Origin of the sequence: Paenibacillus sp. FSL P4-0081, assembly GCF_000758565.1 — a bacterium.
GTDB classification, from domain to species: domain Bacteria; phylum Bacillota; class Bacilli; order Paenibacillales; family Paenibacillaceae; genus Paenibacillus_AQ; species Paenibacillus_AQ phytohabitans.
Genome location: NZ_CP009280.1, coordinates 8,077,040 through 8,095,509 on the forward strand (window position 1 = coordinate 8,077,040; position 18,470 = coordinate 8,095,509).

Consider the following 18,470-nt stretch of genomic DNA (forward strand, 5'->3'; position numbering starts at 1 on the left):
ATAGAGCAGTTTAATTGTATGAAATACAACTAAACAGATGATCGGTTATAAATCAGAGGATTTAGTTGTACAAAGTGCAATAAAGTATACCGCATGTACCATAAGGCGGGGCACTGCGTAATTATTATCTTGCCTTCTTCCGGAATATCAAAAAAACCCATGAGCAGCCTGGAATCTACACCGCTTGTCAGGCATATCAAATCGCCCCGCAAGCAATACTTCTGCTTGCGGGGCGTTCGCGCGCTCCAACAGGACATTATTCAATTCACAGGAAGATATCTCCAGCCCCCGTACGCCGTAATGTTCTCGGCTCCGGCGGCAGCATAGCCTTCGCATATGAAGCCTGTCACTTCCCGGCCGTCTTCGAGCACCACCCGCCCCAGGCCCAGCGGAGCGGGTATGAGCGACGCGAATGCGCCCAGCGATGCCGCCGGCATCTGCCACAGCTCCAGCCCGACAGAGCCTCCGCCTGCCGCTTGTCTGAGCAAGCCTGGCTTCGGCGGCACCGTCTGGAGCTTGACCAGCTCATAGCACGGGGCCGTCCGCGCCTCCTGCCAGAACCGGGCACCATGCTCCAGCATCTGCTTCTCCAGCGGGAAGCCGCGCATATGAAGACCGCAGACAGCCAGTGTCATCATACCCGGAGATGCCGTCTCATCAGCAGCACCTTCCGGCGGACCGCTCTCTCCGAGAAGCTGTGCGCCCGCTCCGGCCAGCAGATGCTCGCTGTCCGCCAGAGCGAACATCGTGATGCCGAACGGCAGGCCCTCCGCCGCATCCCCGGCAGGAACCGCCACGGCTGACAGATCAAGCAGGTTGCAGTGGTTGGTATAGCGCCCCATATCGGAGTTGGCCCCTACCGGATTACCGGCAACCTGCTCCCGGGTCCAGGTTCCGCCGCAGGTCGGGAGCACCAGCACGGCATCCTTCAGCAGCAGCTCCGCTTCCCGCTTATAGCGCTGCAGCCGGTGCATGGCCTGGAACAGGCTTGCGGCCGTATGGCTCCCGGCCGACCCGGAAGACAAGATGGACTCCGTCACCGGCAGCACAGCTTCACGGTGATTCTCCACGAACTCACCCAGACCGGCCCAGCGCTCGGCTACCCATGGACCCTCGTACAAGATAGCTGCCGCTTCGGAGAACAGCGTACAGTCCACCCGTTCAACCGGCAGCCCCAATGCCTGCACGGCTGCTTCGGCCCGTCCCCAGGCCTCCCGGTATTCTTCGGCATGGGGGCCATAGAACTCCGGCGGAGCCTCCGGAAGCAGCAGCTTCGCCGGAAGAGCGGCGGGCCCCAGCTTCACGGAACGCGACCAGGGGTCGGCTTCATCGAAGCCGCGCGCTGCGCGGTCCACCGCGAGGGCATCCTCCAGATTGTGCGCAAACACGGTGACGCAGTCCAGGCTGGCACAAGCGGGCACTACCCCGCGCGCCGGCCAGGCGCCGAGGCTGGGCTTATAGCCGACCAGCCCGTTCAGCGAGGCAGGCACGCGGCCCGAGCCGGCGGTATCGGTGCCCAGGCTGAACACGGCCTGGCCACGGGCAACAGCCACGGCGGATCCGGCGCTGGAGCCTCCGCTGATATATTCCGGGCGCAGGGCGTTATGCGTCTCGCCGTAAGGGCTGCGTACACCGACGAGACCGGTGGCGAACTGGTCCAGATTGCTTTTGCCGAGAGGAATGGCTCCCGCAGCAACCAATCTTGCGACAACCGAAGAGTCATGATCCGGCTGATAAGCATATTCAGGACAAGCTGCCGTTGTGGGCAGTCCCTTAACATCGATGTTATCCTTAACGGCGAACGGAATGCCCCACAGCGGATGGCTCTGCGGGTCCAGCTCCCTGAGTCTCTCAAGAAAGGGACGGATATGCGCCTCGGCAGGCGGCTCAATCCAGATGTTCATTTCCTTGTCGCGTGCAGCGCGGCGGATGATCTCCCGGACCACCTCCTCCGGGTCCAGCACACCGCTTAAATATTGCCCGCGCAGCCAGCCTGCGGTCAGCTTGGCGGGAAATTCAGTTATTGCCGTCATGATGCTTCATCTCCTTCTCTGCGGATCCGTACGTACCCTGCGGCCGCTGCTCATCTCGTGCAGCTTAAGCGCAAGCTGCAGCTCCAGCATATCGTCACCGTCATTCTGGCTGAGTCCCAGCAGCTCGCAGGCCCGTTCTATCCGGTAAGTCACCGTATTATAATGGGTGAACAGCTCGGCTGAGGTCCGTTTGATGTTGCGGTTGCATTTGAAATACAGCTGGAGTGTCTGCACGAGAGACACGCCATGCTTGCTGTCATACTCCAGCAGCGGAACGATGTACTGGTCCCTGTACGCGCTGATCTCCGCAAGCTCCGGCAAATGGTACAGCAGCCTGAAGACACCCAGCTTCCGGTAATCCACATAAGCCCCGCTGTAACCGCTGACCTCGCAGATACGGGCGATTTTGCGGGCGGACTCATAGCTGAAGCGCACCTGGTCGGGACCTTCCGCAAGATCTCCGATGCAGAAGGCGCAGCTCTCCTTGGCAAACACCCGGTTCATCTCAGCCAGCAGTCGTCCCAGCGTTTCCTCCAATGGAATATCCGGCTGCTCCGGAACCGTCAGAACCAATTCTCCTTCAAGGATCGTAAGCTTCACATGCTGAAGATCTCCCCGGGCCCGCACCCGCTTCACCGCTTGCTGCAGCTGCTTAAGCTCCGGCTTCTCCTCCAGCCAGCCGACGGTTACGGCGCGCAGCGGACGCTCAGGAAGCGGGCAGCCGCAGGCCTCGGCCCGCAGCTTCAAATCCTCGGCTGCGGCAATCCGGCCGCTGATCCAGTCCTGCAGGAACTGGTCGACATACTTCAGTTCAACCTCCCGGCGGGCACCGGCGTTGATCATCTCCAGCCCGACCAGTACCCCCACCCGGTCAATGGTTAACTGATCTACAACCGCCAGCTCGCGGTTCCACTCCAGCAGCACCAGCAGGCATTGATCCACTCCCTTGTCATGGACGGACGATACATAGGCGCGGATCCGCCGCTCTCCGACCGTCAGGAAGGTTATCCCGAGACTGCCCTCCTGGCGCAGCTGCATCCATAACGGAAGCTGCTCTGCCAGCTCCAGCGCCTCTGCCTGCGGGGAACAGAGGACCTGATCGGTATCATCCAGCAGCACGACCGGATTATGCAGCATACCATCCAGCGTCAGCAGGAAATCCTCGATGCCGTCGCCATGCAGAAGCTGCTTGGACAGCTTCTGGAAGCGGCTCTGCAGCTGGGAGAGCTCCCTGGCCTCCTGCACGAGCACCCGTTCCATAATGTCACGTACAACGTCGGAGAAGGAGATAGCCGCCGGCAGCTCGAAGATCGGGAAATTAAGCTGATCCGCCAGCTCCAGCGCCCGTGCCGGAATTTCGTCAATATAACGTTTTGTCTTGATCCCAAGCGCGGATACGCCCTTCTGGTTCAGCTGGGGAATAATCTCGGTGATGAGCTCCGGCTGACCGTGGAAGGGGAAACCGCTGGTAATCAGAAATTCTCCCGGACGGACCCAGTCAATCACATCGGGAACCTCCATCACATTGACACGGTTAATGTAACGCCCAAGACCTCCGGCTCCCGCCAGGACCACCGCTTCCTTCAGATCGGGAATCAGCAGGATATCGCTGCAGTTCAATCCGGTGATTACATTGCTGCCCATAGCTCCGCCGCCTTTACTTTAGCTTGGAAGAATACACATCCTCGATCAGAGTGGTGCCAAAAAAATGGTTCGCAGGTACATTCGCCTCGGCCGGTACAAAAATACTGATCTGCTCAGACGGCGAATCCCCCGCATTCGCAACGGAGTGGACTACACCCGCAGGTACATGGAAGGTATCCCCGGCCCGGTAGCTGTACCATTCACCCTCGCACAGCAGCTTGACCTCCCCCACAGTGATATGAATAATCTCCACCACATCATGATAGTGTGGTAATACCTGACCGCCAACACCCAGCTTCTCCCACAGAATCGAGCTCATCCGGATGCCCAGACGGTCCGCCTGCGCTGCCGAGACGATCTCCCGGTGGTACAGCTCAATATGATTCGGCATTAACTCCCATGTCATGTCCGCCGCTGTCAGCACTTCCGTTTCCTGTGTATGCATAATCCATTCCTCCATGATGTATAAGTTATAGGTATAGGTTGAAAAAAGCCCGCTATCTGCGGCGGAATACAGCCGCTACCGGCCCTCCGCCCTTCGGGCCCTGGTGCTCGCCTCCGCCGGATACGTAGATCATCGGATCGCCGCCGACATAGGCCAGTACACCGCCGACCACAGCCCGCGCATGCCGGGTATGATTGATATCCGAATCATCCAGCATGATATGGCGCCGTCCGCGGATGACTCCGTCCGGATCAGCTTCAGCTTTGGCCAGCACCTGCACCAGCTCCTCACCGGGATACCGGTCCAGCAGGCCCTGCAGCGCTGCGCCGTCAATAGCATCCTTCATGACTGCATGGTCGATGTGATACGGGCCTTCCGCAGACAGCGAATTGCCGAACACAATCACTTCGCAGTAGGCAAGCTCACTTCCGGCCGAAGTAGACGCCACAGCGCTGAATTTATCCCAGTTCACGCATATATCTTCTTCACTTAAGGTCGAGCGCTCCACTTCACCCAGGGCAACGGCAGTCCCCAGTGCGGATGCACCTCTGGAATATCCCATGGATTTATAGGTATCCTCTGTAACGAGCGATACCTGACGGCTGTGCGCGTCATACATCTGCTCTGCAGTGAGCAGCGGGCATTTAATCTGCACATAATGCACATCCGCTTTCGAGGTGATTCCGGCATCCAGGACCGCCCGGGCCACGGCATCCGCCACAGCGTCCACCTGGCTGAGCCGGCCCAGCTCCTCCGGCCGGAAGGTCCGTGTTCTGGCCGTACCGACCGCAAGTGACTTTAGACCATCAGCATTTACGCCCGTCTCTGCCTGGCCGCTGCGGCTAATTACCGTGAAATGCGGGCTGAGCACACCTTCCGTCCCTCCGGACATCACATAGGATATTTCTGCAGGCCGCTGTTCCTGGGATACCCCGGCGAAGAACGCCTTCAGCGCCATAACGGCATAGCCCCGCGTGAAATCATTGACACAGCCGTTCCCCTCGGTCTTTCCCAGTACAGCTGCAACCTCTTCGGGCCGGAACAGCCCCTCTTCTATCGCCGCCTGCAGGCCGGACATGTCATTCGGCGCACCAGCAGGGATTTTGATCACCGAGCATTTCATCACAGATCATCGCTCCTTGTCCAGAAAATAACCTTCTTCTCCAGCAGCCCGATACACCAGAACAGCAGCAGACCGCACAGCGCCGAAGCAATAATGGCCGAGAACATCACCGGAGTATCCATATGATAGGAAGAGACGAGCACCACATAACCCAGCCCCTTATTGGCCCCGACAAATTCGCCGACAATCGCTCCAACAATGGCAAGCGAGGTCGAGATTTTCAGTGCGGAGAAGATATAAGGCAGACTGGTCGGCAGCCGCAGCTTCCAGAAGATTTCGCTTTTGGTTCCTTTATAGGTGGAGAACAGCTCCCAGGCCTCGTATTCAATCGCCTTAAGACCTTTGACACTGTTCACCAGAATCGGGAAAAAGCAGATCAGCATCGAAGCGATGACCTTCGAGGTATATCCGGTCCCCAGCCACACGACAAGCAGCGGCGCCAGCGCAACCAGCGGTGTAGTCTTAAGGGCAATAGCGAGCGGGAACATCCCCTTCTCAATCGGCTTGGAATGAACAAAAATAACTGCAGTAATCAGGCCGAGTATGTTAGCGAGCATGAATCCGGTCAGGGATTCACCCAGGGTAACCAGCGTATGGGACCACAGCGAACCGTCGATGGCCGAGACCACCTGGGTTGGAGAAGGCAGCAAATACATCGGAACCGACAGGAGCCGTACGGCCAGCTCCCACAAGATCAGGAAGCCGAGCGCAAAGGTGACCGGGTACAGGCTGTCCTTGAGTTTGGCTGTCATAGATGCTTCACCCGCTTTCTCAATTCCTTGACGGTCCGGTGGAATTCCGGCAGCTCTTCCATTCCCGCTTGACGCGGTGAAGGCAGCGGTACCGGAATAATATCTGTCACCCCGGCCGGCCGGGGTGACATCATCACCACCCGGTCCGACAAAAGCACGGATTCTTGAATAGAATGGGTAACCATTACAATGCTGCTTAGACTTGTCTCCGGACTCTCCCACAGACGCAGCAGCTCAAAGTTCAGCTTCTCGCGGGTCAGTTCATCCAGCGCACCGAACGGCTCATCCATCAGCAGCACGGTCGGATCGGCGGCCAAGGCTCTGGCAATCGCCGCCCTCTGCTGCATTCCGCCGCTCAGCTGATGCGGGAAGTGGTTCTGGAAATCCTGCAGGCCGACCAGCCGCAGGGCACTTTCCGCCTTTTCACGCGCTTCCTTTTTGCTGAATTTCTTCTTCGGGCCCAGCTCAAGGGGCAGCATGACATTCTGCAGGGCACTGAGCCATGGCATCAGTACAGGCTTTTGAAAGACCATGCCCAGCGACAGGTCCGGGGAGGAATAGGCAACCTCCCCGCCTCCTTCCGGGCTTAACAGCCGCAGCATCAGCCGCAGTGTCGTTGATTTCCCGCAGCCGCTCGGTCCGAGAATGGAGATGAATTCATTGCGGTATACGTCAAGACTGACATTATCAAGCACAGGCACATTGCCGAAGGAAAGAGAGCAATTGCGCAAGGAGAGCATCGTGTCCCGGGTACCGGGATTCTTCACAGGGGCGGAATCCATCTGTTCTTTCATCGCTGTTGTCATACCGGTTCCCTCCTTAATTCAAGTACTCATTGGTGAACAATGAGCCAATGTCCTGCTGCTTTTTCACAAAGTCCAGATCGATAAGATTCTGCTGCAGCGTCTCCCACGCCGCCTCATCCATCGAGCCGAGCGGAAGCTTCTCCGGCTCCAGCAGCGGAATGCTGGCCTTCATCATGCTGATTTCATGCGCAAGATCAAGCTTTTCTCCGTATTTCAGGCCGAATTCTGCCGCTTCCTCAGGATGCTCCATCGCATAATCCCAGCCCTTCATGGAGGCCTGTACGAAACTCCGGACCATTTCCGGATCCTTCTCAATCACGGACTCCGTGGTAAACAGGGTGTCGGCATAGAAATTGATGCCATAGTCGTTCGGGTCGATAATATTGACTTCCTTGCCCTGCTCCTGCACAGCCAGCACCTCATTAATTACATATCCGGGCCATGCCTTGACCTGGCCGGTCAATAAGGGGCTGAGATCATATTTGATCGGCATCTCTTCGATTTGCGAGGTTTCGATGCCCGCGCTTTTCTCCATAGCACGGAAGGTCAGCTCTTCATTGCCGCCGAGCTTGATGCCCACCTTTTGGCCGACAAGATCTTCCATTGTGGTGATACCGGATTCTTTAAGCGTGAACATTACGAACGGGGTTTTGCGGTATATCGCAGATAACGCCTTAACCGGTACGCCTTTTTCTCTGGCAATAATGATCTGGTCAGCACCGGTTACCCCGAACTCCTCACTGCCCGAAGCGACCATCTGTACCGCCGGAAAATCCGAGCCTCCCGGCCGAATCTCCACATCCAGCCCCGCTTCCTTATAGAAGCCCTTTTCAACTGCGGTATAGAACCCGGCAAACTGCGCCTGATGAATCCACTTCAACCTCAGAACAACCTTCTTAAGCTCACCGGAGCCTTCCGCCCCCTGTCCCTCAGCCTTGCCGGTATCCGAATTGTTGCCGCAGGCTGTAATGAGCAGCATTAGTGAAGTGAGCAGGATAAGCGCTTTGGTTCTGGACTTGTTCCACATGGTGATTCCCCCGTTATGATGTTATTTGGAATACTGGTCATTCGTAATTCGTATTTAGAATTGCTCCAGCGCCTTCAGCACCGCTTGCGAATCACTCACACTGCCGAAGACACCGCCCTGCATTTTGACCATATTGAGCGCTGCCAGGTGATTGGCATAATCCGTAGCACCCGTGCAATCCTCCAGGATCAGACATTCATAACCGCGGTCATTGGCTTCGCGCATCGTCGTGTGTACACAGACATCCGTCGTGATTCCGGTCAGAATCAGATGGGTAATCCCTTTATTCTTCAATATTAAATCCAGGTCCGTAGCATAAAAGCTGCCTTTACCCGGCTTGTCAATAATGTGCTCTCCCGGTATAGGTGCCAGTTCATCAATGATCTGCCAGCCGCGCTCGCCCCGTACGAGAATCCGTCCCGCCGGTCCTTCCGAGCCGATCTCAGCACCGGTCTGTCTGCTCCGCCACCGTTTATTCGCCGGCAGATCGGACAGATCCGGCTTATGGCCTTCCCGGGTATGGATAACGGTGAATCCGTTAATTTCCCGGATGCGTGCCAGCAGCCGCCCAATCGGCTGAATCGCTCTGGATGTTAATGAGAGGTCGTAGCCCATTCGCTCCACGTAACCGCCTTTGCCGCAAAAATCCGTCTGCATATCGATAATCATCAGTGCCGTCTTCGCCGGATCAAGGACGCCGTCATAGGGCCAGGTGTAAGGTGCTGCTGTAATCTGCATGGTTCATGCTCCCCTTCCAGAATTCAATGCATGTATTTAATGTTATGTTTATTAACATTAATTTTATATTTCCTGCTGTTTGTTAGATTATATTACAACAAATTTGCAATGTCTTCGTTTTTATTACGAAATAATGCGCTAATTGTTTGTGTTATTCTACATATATAACATAAACATTACATATAAACCCCGGATTAACCCTATTCATATATTAAAAAAAGCCGCCCAACGCAGGCAGCCTCAGCAGCAGTCCGTTCTCCAGCTCAAAGATCCGGCTGTTCTTGCAGAGCAGACTCCTCCCATAAGCTGTAAGCGCTGGGAAACCAGTTTTTCAAGCAATATAGAGCTGCACATTTCAAGATTATTAATAAATTGGCAGAATACAGTTGAAAAATAGCTCCTTAAGTACTAGAATTAAGCTTGTTTGCAGAAGTTCCTGCAGCGCAGGAACCAGTTATGACCTTTTTTGTCGATTACAGTCGATTGAAATCGCCTCATGCTGAGTGTATATCATTGATCTATTTCTAAAGGCAAACTTCCTGAAAGGGTAGGACGCAAAGCAATGGGCCTAAGAATGCTGAGAATCCGCGTTTATGGTCGCCAGGCTGCCAATAGAGACCACGTAAGCCATCAGTCACCGGGAGATCCCCCAGGCTTTATGATGCTCTTTTCTGTACGAATGCCATTGATTATACGAAAAAGCGAGGTTAAGATAATGCCGCAGCAATTCATCGAACCAACCCGATATGATTTCGTGGAATCCTTGATGCTTGAACGGACCGGATTCCTGGATTCTTTCTCTGTGGAGGGCCGGACTTCCGGCGGGATGAATGGAGATAAGGATGGAATTATCCTTGTGCAGAATAATCAGATCTTCATTACTCCCCCGCTCTCTGGCGGCAAGCCCGCCCGGATCTCCGCTGTTCATCCTGTAGTGCTGAAGATCAACTGGAAGACCGTTACAGAGCCTACTGAGGTAACCTCAGCGGATCATATTACCTGGGAAATTTGCGAGAAGCCACAGTATCAGATTACGGTTTCACCTGACAAGCTCAAAGTGCATTTCACCTTGTACCGTGCAGAGAAGTACGCCTGGAATCTGGTCAATTGCCCGGCTTCCTTCGAAGCCGCAGTCCGGGCTGAGCCTAACCGGGCGATGCTGCTGTCCACGCTCACCATAGAACAGATTCTTTCTTCGCTGGATAACCGCTCCATTCTGCGGAATCTGAATATCCCGGCCCTATACGCCGAACTGAACAACCCTACATATCTCCCTGTCTGTATCGCAGAAGGGAGAGCCCCGCTGCCCGGCAAGAAATCAAGGCTGCAGCTATCCCTCCCGGAGCATACGCTCACAGGCAATGGAATGCTCCGGGAGGGACGAACTGCGGAAGCTGCAGATTCCTTAGATTATCTGCGGTTTCCGGGAGCCCCCTTCGCCAGAGAGGGAGAGGTATTCGCCCGCAAGCTGCCGCCCGAAGAGGGAATTCCCGGATTCGACGTAGAAGGAGGCATCTTGCCTCCACCTCCACCGCAGGATATTTATTTCGCAGCCGGAGACAATGCACGGCTGCTTCCAAACGGGGAGATCGCGGCTCTGCGTACGGGCAGACCCCGCATCTGCGGAGACTCCGGCAGCGTCACAACCTGCGATTTCCCGGACCTATGCCTCATCACCAAGGAAATGGCGGCAACAGCCCGTGAGATTATGTTTGCAGGTGACATCGTCGTACCCTCAGATATTGAAGGCCCTATGTGTATTGAGGCGTTAGGGAATGTGTATATCTACGGCAACGTCTGCCAATCTACAATTACGGCTACAGGCAGTATCTATATAAGCGGTCAAGTAACCGGCTGCAGCCTGCACACCGGACTTGCCGGGGTACACCAGCACCGCCTGCACCGCTTCTCCAGTCTTCTGCTGACTGAAGTTGGCGGACTGCGGGAAGCCGCCCGGCTGCTGGCCAAGAATGTAGAATCCCGCCAGCAATCCGTGAAATACGGTCTGGTGGTTATGCTGCTGCTGGAGGATAAGTACAGCCATATAGAGTGCCTGATTAGCGATCTTAAATCCGCACTGCTGTGCATGGAAGGGGCCCCCCAGCCCGGTACGGATCAGCTCAAGCAGATGCTGGAGGTTTTTACCCATCCGGGGCAGTTCACCGAGTTTATCACTGACAGTGTTCTGAACAGCTTCTCCCGGCTGCTGCGTAATCTGTGTGAAGACATTGAACTGCTCCAGGAGGAGCATGTCTTCATTAATATCGCCCGTTCCCATAACAGTATCCTGGAGTCCGGCGGAGAACTGATCCTGCGGGACGCGGACGCAGAAACGGTCTAAGCCTGCTGTAATGTAACCCCTGACAAACATAAACGGCTGCCCCTCTTCTGAGGGAGCAGCCGTTTGTTTATTCCTTACCCAGACCGGGTACCGGGGTCTGCAGGACACTCCCGGCATTCCGGCCCAGCCTGACATTCACCAGAATAATGCTGCTCACAATCAGCAGCATACCGATGACCAGATTCAACGTAATCTGTTCATGCAATAAGACTACACTGGAGCCGATGGAAATCAGCGGAATCAGAAAGGTGAACGAGCCTACCTTGCCGGCCTCTCCTTCATTGATCAGCTTGAAGTATACCAACCAGCCCAGCGCAATCACGAAGACCGCGATGAACAATGTATTTATTATAAAAGTACTACTCCAGCTAATATCCGCCCAGCTCTCCGAAGCTGAGCCTGCCGCCAGCAGGATTACCCCGCCGATCATGATCTGCATCGCGGTCATCCACAGCATATCTACTCTGGCTGCATTGCGTTTGGTATAGACCGTAGCCAGCGCCCAGCTGAGTGCACTGGCCAAGGCCAGCAGTACGCCTATAGGCGAGATACTTCCGGTTAATCCCCCAAGGCTTAACGAGGCTACCCCGAGGAAGCCGATTACGAGGCCGGCGATCTTAAGCCCGTACATCCGCTCGCCCAGCCAGATCCAGGCAAAGATTCCGAGCAGCACCGGCTGCAGGAATACAATGGCCGAGAATAATCCGGACGGCACATACTGCAGGCCAATCGTCTGGAAGCCATAGTAGAAGACGATACTGAGGAATGCTGACACCAGATAGACGGGCCAGAGCTGGCGCAAATGCAGCTGCTTCCGCTTCGGCAGCGCCGCGATGATTAGTATAATACCGGCAATGACCGTTCGGATTCCGGCGAACAGCAAGGGCGGGGCATACGTTAAGGCAATTTTGGAGAGCGGCCAGTTGATGCCCCAGACAATAACCAGGAACACTAATAAGCCAATGGTTTGCTTCCGCTTCTGCATGAGTTCACCTCTTGTTCTGATTTCTTCCCAAATGATACAATAGATTCAGTCATAATTGAAATGAATTATAATCATGAGGGGCATACCAGATTAGATATGAATAACACTCAAATTCGCCTATTTGTCTTAATCGCTGAGAGCCGCAGCTTCACCAAGGCAGGTCTTGAGCTGAATATGACCCAGCCCGCAGTCAGCCGCGCCATCTCCGCACTCGAAGCCGAGCTGGACGTGAAGCTGCTGCTGCGCGACCGGCGCAGCGGATTGATGCTGACGGATATCGGCAAGCGGATTCTGGTTATCTGCCGCGGAATCCTCAGCGGCCTCGATAAGATAGATCAGGAGCTTGCCGCCGAGAAAGGCCTGGAGAAGGGCCTCATCCGCATCGGCGCCTTTCCGGTTGCCGCTGCCTATTTTGTCCCGAAGATTATCAGTGCCATCACTGCCAAATACCCCGGAATTGAGATCAGATTATATGAAGGTTCCGTCGCCGAGGTGAAGGACTGGCTGGCATCACGGTTCATTGACGCAGGCCTGATGATTCCGCCGGTCGAAGGTTTCGCCTCCCTGCCGCTGTTCCAGGAGAAGCTCTACGCCGTATTGCCCGGGGATCACGAGCTTCGGCACAAGCAGATCATCTGTGTGAAGGATCTGGAAGCTCAGCCTATGCTGCTCTGCCGGTCGGGCTATGAGCCTCCGGTAGTGGACTTATTCAACCGGGCCGGAAGCAGGCTGAATGTGAAATACGAGGTCAACAGCTACATTACCGCACTGAATATGATCAGGGAGGGGCTCGCCGTCGGTGTGATGTCTCAGCTCTCCCTCTTGTCGCTGCCGCTGAATGTCGTGGTCCGGGAGCTGGCGCCTGATGCTTACCGCGACATTCATATCGCCGTCCATTCCCTGGAGGAGACCTCTATTGCCGTTCAATTATTTATTGATACTGCACTGCAGCTGTTCTCCGGCAATGAAGCCGCTCCGCCGTCTCCGGCCGCAGCCGGCCTGATTAACGATACCGATAAGGAGTGATTAATATGGAATATAATCGTCTCGGAAATAGCGGCCTGCAGGTATCTGCGCTGGGCCTTGGAACTAACTCATTTGGCAAAAGGGCGGATCAGGAGACCTCGATCCGTATCATTCATGCCGCAATGGATCAGGGAATCAACTTCATCGATACCGCCAACATCTATGCCGGCTCCGAGTCGGAGAGGATTATCGGCCTCGCGCTTGAGGGCAGACGCCATGAGGCCGTCCTGGCTACCAAAGCCGGCCTTCCGAAGCATGACGGGCCTGACGGAAGCGGCTCTTCCCGCCGCCATCTGATGCAGGAGCTGGAAGGCAGCCTGCGGCGGCTGAAGACGGATCATGTAGATCTGTATCAGATTCACACCTTCGACCCCTACACCCCGCTGGAGGAGACGTTGCGCACCCTCGATGATATGATCTCTGCGGGCAAAGTACGTTATGTCGGGGCCTCCAATTATGCTGCCTGGGAGCTGATGAAGGCGCTGGGCATCAGCGAAGCGCGCAGCTGGGCCAAATACGTCTCGATCCAGTGCAGCTATTCGCTTGCCGACCGCACACCTGAAGCAGAGCTGCTTCCGCTGTGTCTGGACCAGGGACTGGGCATCATCCCGTACTTCCCGCTGGCCGGCGGCATTCTCACCGGCAAATATGCCGGCAGTGCCCCTGCCGGTTCCAGAGCGGAAACCGACCCGAATTTCCGCCGCTTCCTTACCCCGGAACGCATCTCGCTCGGGGAGCAGGTTAGCAGTATAGCGGAAGAGCTGGACACTTCACCGGCGGCGCTCTCTCTGGCCTGGCTGATGAGCAGGCCGGCCGTCTCCACGGTGATTGTCGGTGCCACCCGGGTGGAGCAGGTGGAGCATAACCTGCAGAGTCTCTCCGTCCGGCCGGATGCGGCAACGCTTGAGCAGCTGGATCAGGCCAGCGCCGCCTTCCGCAGCGGGGAGCCGTTCGCCGTCTACCGGCTGCCGTAACCGCAGCCGGCTCATACCAAAAAAGCGGGTCCCCGGTATACCGTGGGCCCGCTTTTTTGTGCGTTACATAGACAAACCCCGCTTAAGTCACCACCAGACAAGTTACCGGCCCGCGGTGGGACTTGCAGAATACGGCATACATCAGATCCTCACACTTGTCTTGTTGCCGGCAGAATGAAGACTATGAAGTAAGCATTGCAGACATAAGTGTTGTACGTTCTACAACTTTGATTCATAGATAGCCGGTTGTGGCGGAGGATTGTTGTAGGAAATACAAGAATTGATCCGCTAAGCCGCCTGAAGCAGGAGAATTCATGCCTTTTATACAACAATTTTGGATTTAGGCCGGTTTAACGGGCAAAATGTTGTATTCCGTGCAGGATTTTAGAATATTACCGGATCTCTGTCACGGATAATGGATGAATCAGGAAATTCCCTGCAAAAGCGGCCATCCGATAGTCTTGTGAGACATAGCGCCGCAGGTTAGACGATCAGCATTCTGTGTTACACCGCTGCTATAAACCGCTCCATGTCTTCCTGTACGGTGGTAATGCCGCCGATGCCAAAGCTGTCTACCAGCACCTTAGCTACATTAGGTGACAGGAATGCCGGAAGTGTAGGGCCGAGGTGAATGTTCTTCACGCCCAGATGCAGCAGCGCCAGCAGCACAATTACCGCCTTTTGTTCATACCAGGCAATATTGTAGGAGATCGGAAGATCGTTGATGTCGTCCAGGCCGAAGACTTCCTTCAGCTTCAGCGCTATGACCACAAGGGAGTAGGAATCATTGCACTGGCCGGCATCCAGCACGCGGGGAATTCCGCCGATATCGCCAAGCGCCAGCTTATTATATTTGTATTTGGCACAGCCTGCGGTGAGAATCACTGTATCCTCAGGCAGCTCCGCCGCGAAGTCTGTATAATAGCTTCGGCTCTTCATCCGTCCGTCGCAGCCCGCCATCACGAAGAATTGTTTGATTGCGCCGCTCTGGACGGCCCCGACTACCTGATCTGCCAGATTCATGACCGCCGCATGGGCAAAGCCGCCGATAATCTCACCCGTCTCGATTTCTACCGGAGCGCTGCAGCCTTTGGCCTGCTCAATCAGAGCGGAGAAATCCTTCACCCCGTCTGCTCCTGCTGCAATATGCTGAACTCCCGGATAACCTGTGTTGCCTGTGGTGTACAGCCGGTTCTTATAGCTTTCTTTTGGCGGTACGATACAGTTCGTAGTCATCAGAACCGGGCCGCCAAAGCTGTCAAATTCTTCAGTCTGCTTCCACCAGGCGTTGCCGTAGTTGCCCACGAAGTGGCTGTATTTCTTGAAGGCCGGGTAATAGTGGGCGGGCAGCATCTCACTATGCGTGTACACATCGACTCCTGTCCCCTCCGTCTGCTTCAGCAGTTCCTCCATATCCTTGAGGTCATGTCCGCTGATCAGAATGCCGGGGTTCGTGCCCACACCTATATTCACTTTGGTAATCTCCGGACTGCCGTAAGCTGCCGTATTCGCACGGTCAAGCAGTGCCATTACATCCACACCGAACTTGCCGCATTCCAGGACCAGGGCAGTCAGATCGCCCCCGCTCAGGGTATCATCCAGCACGGCCGTCAGGCCTTTTTCCATAAAAGCATGTGCGCCTGCTTCATAGAATCCCAGCACCGCCGCATGCTCCATGTAAGCAGCCATTCCCTTCAGACCATAGGTGAGCAGCTCACGCAGAGAGCGGATATCCTCATGCTCTGTAGCAAGCACACCCACGGTTGCCGCCTTGTCCGTCAGTTCCCCGTCCGTACTGGCGCTCCATAGCGCTGCGTCATGTTCTGACAAATATGCGATCACTCCGGCATCCGCAATTCTGCTGCGCCAGTTATCCCGCAGGGCAAGCCCCTCCCGGATCTTCGCAGTGAAGTATTCCGGAACAAAGTTAGCATTGGTAATCGTAGCGAACAGGCTCTCTATAATAAATTTCTCTGTCACCGGATCGGTAATGCCCAGCTCACGGCCGCTGCGTGCGAACACCGCAATGCCTTTGAGCGTGTACACCAGAAGATCCTGCAGATTGGCTACATCACTGGTCTTGCCGCATACCCCCTGAATCGTACAACCCGTCCCCTTGGCCGCCTCCTGGCACTGAAAACAAAACATGTCGCTCATTACACATTCACTCCTTATTATGAATTGGATAGCTGGACAGGACAGCGCTGCGTCCCGCCTTTACAGTTACCAGTAATTGTAGTAGACTTTCGTCTATCAATCGGTAACGGATGTTACCGATTATTATGAATTCGGAGGAAATGTATGAAACCGGAGCCTGCCGCGCTGCAAGCCTGCCTGTTATTCCGCGGGAAATCCGCAGAAGAGATCGAACTGCTGCTGCATACGCTGGCCTATACCGTCAGCACTTACCGCAGGAATGCCATCATCCTCGCCGAAGGCGATCCGGCTGACCGGCTGGGAATTCTGCTCTCCGGCCGGGTCGAGGTGCAGAAGACGCATTCCACCGGCAGCAGCGTTACCATCGCCCACCTCAAGGAAGGACAGACCATCGGGGAGGCTGTGTTATTCCGCAGGGATAATGTAGCCCCCGCCACGGTAACAGCAACGGGACCCTGCAAGGTGATGTTCATCGGCAAGCAGGAGCTGCTGCGAATATTCGCTGCGGACACAGATATCCTCACCCGCTTCATTGAGAATCTGTCCGAACGGCTGGTGCTTGTTAACCGGAAAATCGAGAACCTGTCCGCCGGGCCGCTGCGGCGCCGGATCATAGACTTCCTGCTGGAGCAGGGCACGCAGCAGGCCTCCGATACGCTGAAGCTTCCCTTCAGCCGCAAAGAATGGGCCGGGCATTTGAATACCGCCCGTCCTTCATTGTCCCGGGAGCTTGGATTCCTGCGCGATCAGGGCTGGATTGACTTCAAGGGCAGTGAAATCACACTGCTGGACCGCAGCCGGATGAATGATTACCTCCTGAGCCTGCCCTCTTCAGCAGGCAACCTGTGAAGAACGTCCCCGGTGCAGAGCAGACCGGGCTAGACTAGACGAACCCTATAGATTCACCCGAGGAGGATGCAAGCATGTTGCAGTTAACCGCCCCCCATATCGACCAGCTGCTGGCAGAGCATAGACAATGGTTCAGCAGCGGAATCACGAGAACCCCCGGCTTCCGGCTGGAGCAGCTGCAGAAGCTGAAGGACGCTATCAAGCGCAGCGAGCCCCGGATTATCGCCGCCTTGAATAAAGATCTGCGTAAGAGTGAATTCGAGGCGTACGCCACCGAAATCGGATTTACGCTGGACAGCATCGGCTATATGATGAAGCATCTCCGGCGCTGGATGAAGCCGGTTAAGGTAAGATCACCGCTGCACATGTTCCCGGCGAAGAGCAGCATTCTAGCAGAGCCTTATGGGACTGCACTCATCATCGGACCTTTCAATTATCCGTTCCAGCTGCTGATTGAGCCGCTGATCGGGGCCATTGCCGCCGGCAATTGCGCGGTATTGAAGCCTTCCGAGAGTACCCCTGCTACTTCGGCAGTCATTGAAGACATGATCCGGGAGACCTTTGACCCCGCATATATCCGGGTGGTGCAGGGTGAGAAAGAAACGACAAATCTGCTTATTCACGCGAAATTCGATTATATATTCTTCACCGGCAGCGTGCCTGTAGGCAGAATTGTCATGGAGGCGGCAGCGAAGAATCTGGTGCCTGTAACCCTTGAGCTGGGCGGTAAAAGTCCGGTCATTGTCGACAAGACCGCCAATCTGGAGGCCGCGGCCAAACGGATCGTATGGGGCAAGCTGATTAATGTCGGGCAGACCTGTATCGCCCCGGATTACCTGCTGGTCCATAGCGATGTTGCAGCTGAGCTGATCGGGCGGATCAAACACAACATCACCGCATTCTACGGAACGGATATCCGGCATAACACAGACTACGGACGGATTGTGAATGAACGCCAGCTGCGGCGGATTGAAAAGATGCTTGAGCAGGACCGCGATAAGCTGATCCTGGGCGGCAGCGTTGTGCCGGAGGATCTCTACATCGAGCCGTCCCTGATCTACCCGGCTTCCTGGAGCGATGCCTTGATGGAGGATGAAATCTTCGGACCTGTGCTGCCGATTATGGAATACAGCCAGATTAGCGAAGCTATCCGGAGTATCAACGATCACCCCAAGCCGCTCGCCCTCTATCTGTTCACTGAGGATAAGCAGGTCGAGGAACAGGTGATGGGCAGCGTTTCCTTCGGGGGAGGTTGTGTGAATGATACAATCTCCCATGTAGCCAGCACTCATCTGCCGTTCGGCGGTGTGGGGAATTCCGGGATAGGCGGCTATCACGGTAAGCATAGCTTTGAGCTTTTCTCCCACCGCAAGAGCATTGTTAAGCGAAGCACGAGACTGGATTTCGGGATTGTCTATCCGCCATACGGCAATAAGGTCAAGCTGGCCCGGAAGCTGCTGAAGTAGAGGATTAAGGAGACCGGATAGCCCTCTACCCCACTTTTGCGCAAAAGAAAAAACAAAAAGGAAGCCTCCCCTGCTAAAAGGAGCTTCCCTTTTTGTTGTTATAT

At 55.4% G+C, this 18,470-nt stretch carries 15 protein-coding genes and 1 riboswitch; of the genes, 5 read left to right on the forward strand and 10 right to left on the reverse strand.

From position 1 onward, the window contains the following. Positions 1-260: 260 nt before the first annotated feature. The 8 genes from atzF to biuH are packed head-to-tail and all read right to left on the reverse strand — an operon-like array spanning position 261 to position 8,568. Positions 261-2,033 carry an allophanate hydrolase gene (gene atzF, locus P40081_RS34425; protein WP_042140356.1) on the reverse strand — a complete coding sequence of 591 codons (1,773 nt, stop codon included), beginning with the start codon at positions 2,031-2,033 and terminating at the stop codon, positions 261-263. Positions 2,034-2,039: 6 nt separating this feature from the next. Further along, positions 2,040-3,677, reverse strand: a complete 1,638-nt coding sequence (locus P40081_RS34430) for a PucR family transcriptional regulator (RefSeq protein WP_042140357.1) — start codon at positions 3,675-3,677, stop codon at positions 2,040-2,042. A gap of 13 nt (positions 3,678-3,690) precedes the next feature. Further along, entirely contained in the window at positions 3,691-4,122 is a 432-nt protein-coding gene (locus P40081_RS34435; RefSeq protein WP_042140358.1) for a cupin domain-containing protein, read from the reverse strand. Positions 4,123-4,174: 52 nt separating this feature from the next. Beyond that, a complete protein-coding gene (locus tag P40081_RS34440; RefSeq protein WP_042140359.1) occupies positions 4,175-5,245 on the reverse strand; it encodes a cyanuric acid amidohydrolase in 1,071 nt (356 codons plus the stop codon). Beyond that, entirely contained in the window at positions 5,245-5,997 is a 753-nt protein-coding gene (locus tag P40081_RS34445; RefSeq protein WP_042140360.1) for an ABC transporter permease, read from the reverse strand. The genes P40081_RS34440 and P40081_RS34445 overlap by 1 nt, the downstream gene beginning before the upstream one ends. Next, positions 5,994-6,803, reverse strand: a complete 810-nt coding sequence (locus P40081_RS34450; RefSeq protein ID WP_052422151.1) for an ABC transporter ATP-binding protein — start codon at positions 6,801-6,803, stop codon at positions 5,994-5,996. The genes P40081_RS34445 and P40081_RS34450 overlap by 4 nt, the downstream gene beginning before the upstream one ends. 13 nt (positions 6,804-6,816) lie before the next feature. Continuing rightward, on the reverse strand, positions 6,817-7,830 hold the full coding sequence (locus tag P40081_RS34455; protein WP_042140361.1) for an ABC transporter substrate-binding protein: 1,014 nt from the start codon (positions 7,828-7,830) through the stop codon (positions 6,817-6,819). 54 nt (positions 7,831-7,884) lie between these two features. Next, complete coding sequence (gene biuH, locus P40081_RS34460; RefSeq protein ID WP_042140362.1) at positions 7,885-8,568, reverse strand: biuret amidohydrolase; 684 nt, start codon at positions 8,566-8,568, stop codon at positions 7,885-7,887. Positions 8,569-9,087: 519 nt separating this feature from the next. Further along, a riboswitch (cyclic di-GMP riboswitch) is annotated at positions 9,088-9,181 on the forward strand. Positions 9,182-9,283: 102 nt separating this feature from the next. On the opposite strand from biuH, the gene P40081_RS34465 reads away from it, so the two are divergent. Beyond that, entirely contained in the window at positions 9,284-10,909 is a 1,626-nt protein-coding gene (locus P40081_RS34465; RefSeq protein ID WP_042140363.1) for a flagellar assembly protein A, read from the forward strand. 67 nt (positions 10,910-10,976) lie between these two features. Here the strand turns inward: P40081_RS34465 and P40081_RS34470 are convergent, their stop codons facing one another. After that, entirely contained in the window at positions 10,977-11,894 is a 918-nt protein-coding gene (locus P40081_RS34470; RefSeq protein ID WP_042140364.1) for a DMT family transporter, read from the reverse strand. A 96-nt stretch (positions 11,895-11,990) separates the two neighbouring features. Between P40081_RS34470 and P40081_RS34475 the strand changes: the two genes are divergently transcribed. Both P40081_RS34475 and P40081_RS34480 read left to right on the forward strand, forming a co-directional pair. Continuing rightward, positions 11,991-12,920: a LysR family transcriptional regulator gene (locus P40081_RS34475; RefSeq protein ID WP_042140365.1), complete on the forward strand. Its 930-nt coding sequence runs from the start codon at positions 11,991-11,993 to the stop codon at positions 12,918-12,920. A 5-nt stretch (positions 12,921-12,925) separates the two neighbouring features. Beyond that, positions 12,926-13,894 carry an aldo/keto reductase gene (locus P40081_RS34480; RefSeq protein WP_042140366.1) on the forward strand — a complete coding sequence of 323 codons (969 nt, stop codon included), beginning with the start codon at positions 12,926-12,928 and terminating at the stop codon, positions 13,892-13,894. Between the two features lie 504 nt (positions 13,895-14,398). On the opposite strand, the gene hcp is transcribed toward P40081_RS34480, so the two are convergent. Further along, positions 14,399-16,051: a hydroxylamine reductase gene (gene hcp, locus P40081_RS34485; protein ID WP_156118753.1), complete on the reverse strand. Its 1,653-nt coding sequence runs from the start codon at positions 16,049-16,051 to the stop codon at positions 14,399-14,401. Between the two features lie 144 nt (positions 16,052-16,195). Here hcp and P40081_RS34490 point away from each other — a divergent pair, with 144 nt between their 5' ends. Then, entirely contained in the window at positions 16,196-16,900 is a 705-nt protein-coding gene (locus tag P40081_RS34490; RefSeq protein ID WP_042140367.1) for a Crp/Fnr family transcriptional regulator, read from the forward strand. Between the two features lie 74 nt (positions 16,901-16,974). Next, positions 16,975-18,366, forward strand: coding sequence for an aldehyde dehydrogenase (locus P40081_RS34495; RefSeq protein WP_042140368.1), 1,392 nt, complete (start codon positions 16,975-16,977; stop codon positions 18,364-18,366). Positions 18,367-18,470 lie beyond the last annotated feature (104 nt).

Coding starts and splice junctions, on each gene's coding strand:
- atzF (WP_042140356.1), bottom strand. CDS start 2,033: ATGACGGCAATAACTGAATTTCCCGCCAAGCTGACCGCAGGCTGGCTG.
- P40081_RS34430 (WP_042140357.1), bottom strand. CDS start 3,677: ATGGGCAGCAATGTAATCACCGGATTGAACTGCAGCGATATCCTGCTG.
- P40081_RS34435 (WP_042140358.1), bottom strand. CDS start 4,122: ATGCATACACAGGAAACGGAAGTGCTGACAGCGGCGGACATGACATGG.
- P40081_RS34440 (WP_042140359.1), bottom strand. CDS start 5,245: ATGAAATGCTCGGTGATCAAAATCCCTGCTGGTGCGCCGAATGACATG.
- P40081_RS34445 (WP_042140360.1), bottom strand. CDS start 5,997: ATGACAGCCAAACTCAAGGACAGCCTGTACCCGGTCACCTTTGCGCTC.
- P40081_RS34450 (WP_052422151.1), bottom strand. CDS start 6,803: ATGACAACAGCGATGAAAGAACAGATGGATTCCGCCCCTGTGAAGAAT.
- P40081_RS34455 (WP_042140361.1), bottom strand. CDS start 7,830: ATGTGGAACAAGTCCAGAACCAAAGCGCTTATCCTGCTCACTTCACTA.
- biuH (WP_042140362.1), bottom strand. CDS start 8,568: ATGCAGATTACAGCAGCACCTTACACCTGGCCCTATGACGGCGTCCTT.
- P40081_RS34465 (WP_042140363.1), top strand. CDS start 9,284: ATGCCGCAGCAATTCATCGAACCAACCCGATATGATTTCGTGGAATCC.
- P40081_RS34470 (WP_042140364.1), bottom strand. CDS start 11,894: ATGCAGAAGCGGAAGCAAACCATTGGCTTATTAGTGTTCCTGGTTATT.
- P40081_RS34475 (WP_042140365.1), top strand. CDS start 11,991: ATGAATAACACTCAAATTCGCCTATTTGTCTTAATCGCTGAGAGCCGC.
- P40081_RS34480 (WP_042140366.1), top strand. CDS start 12,926: ATGGAATATAATCGTCTCGGAAATAGCGGCCTGCAGGTATCTGCGCTG.
- hcp (WP_156118753.1), bottom strand. CDS start 16,051: ATGAGCGACATGTTTTGTTTTCAGTGCCAGGAGGCGGCCAAGGGGACG.
- P40081_RS34490 (WP_042140367.1), top strand. CDS start 16,196: ATGAAACCGGAGCCTGCCGCGCTGCAAGCCTGCCTGTTATTCCGCGGG.
- P40081_RS34495 (WP_042140368.1), top strand. CDS start 16,975: ATGTTGCAGTTAACCGCCCCCCATATCGACCAGCTGCTGGCAGAGCAT.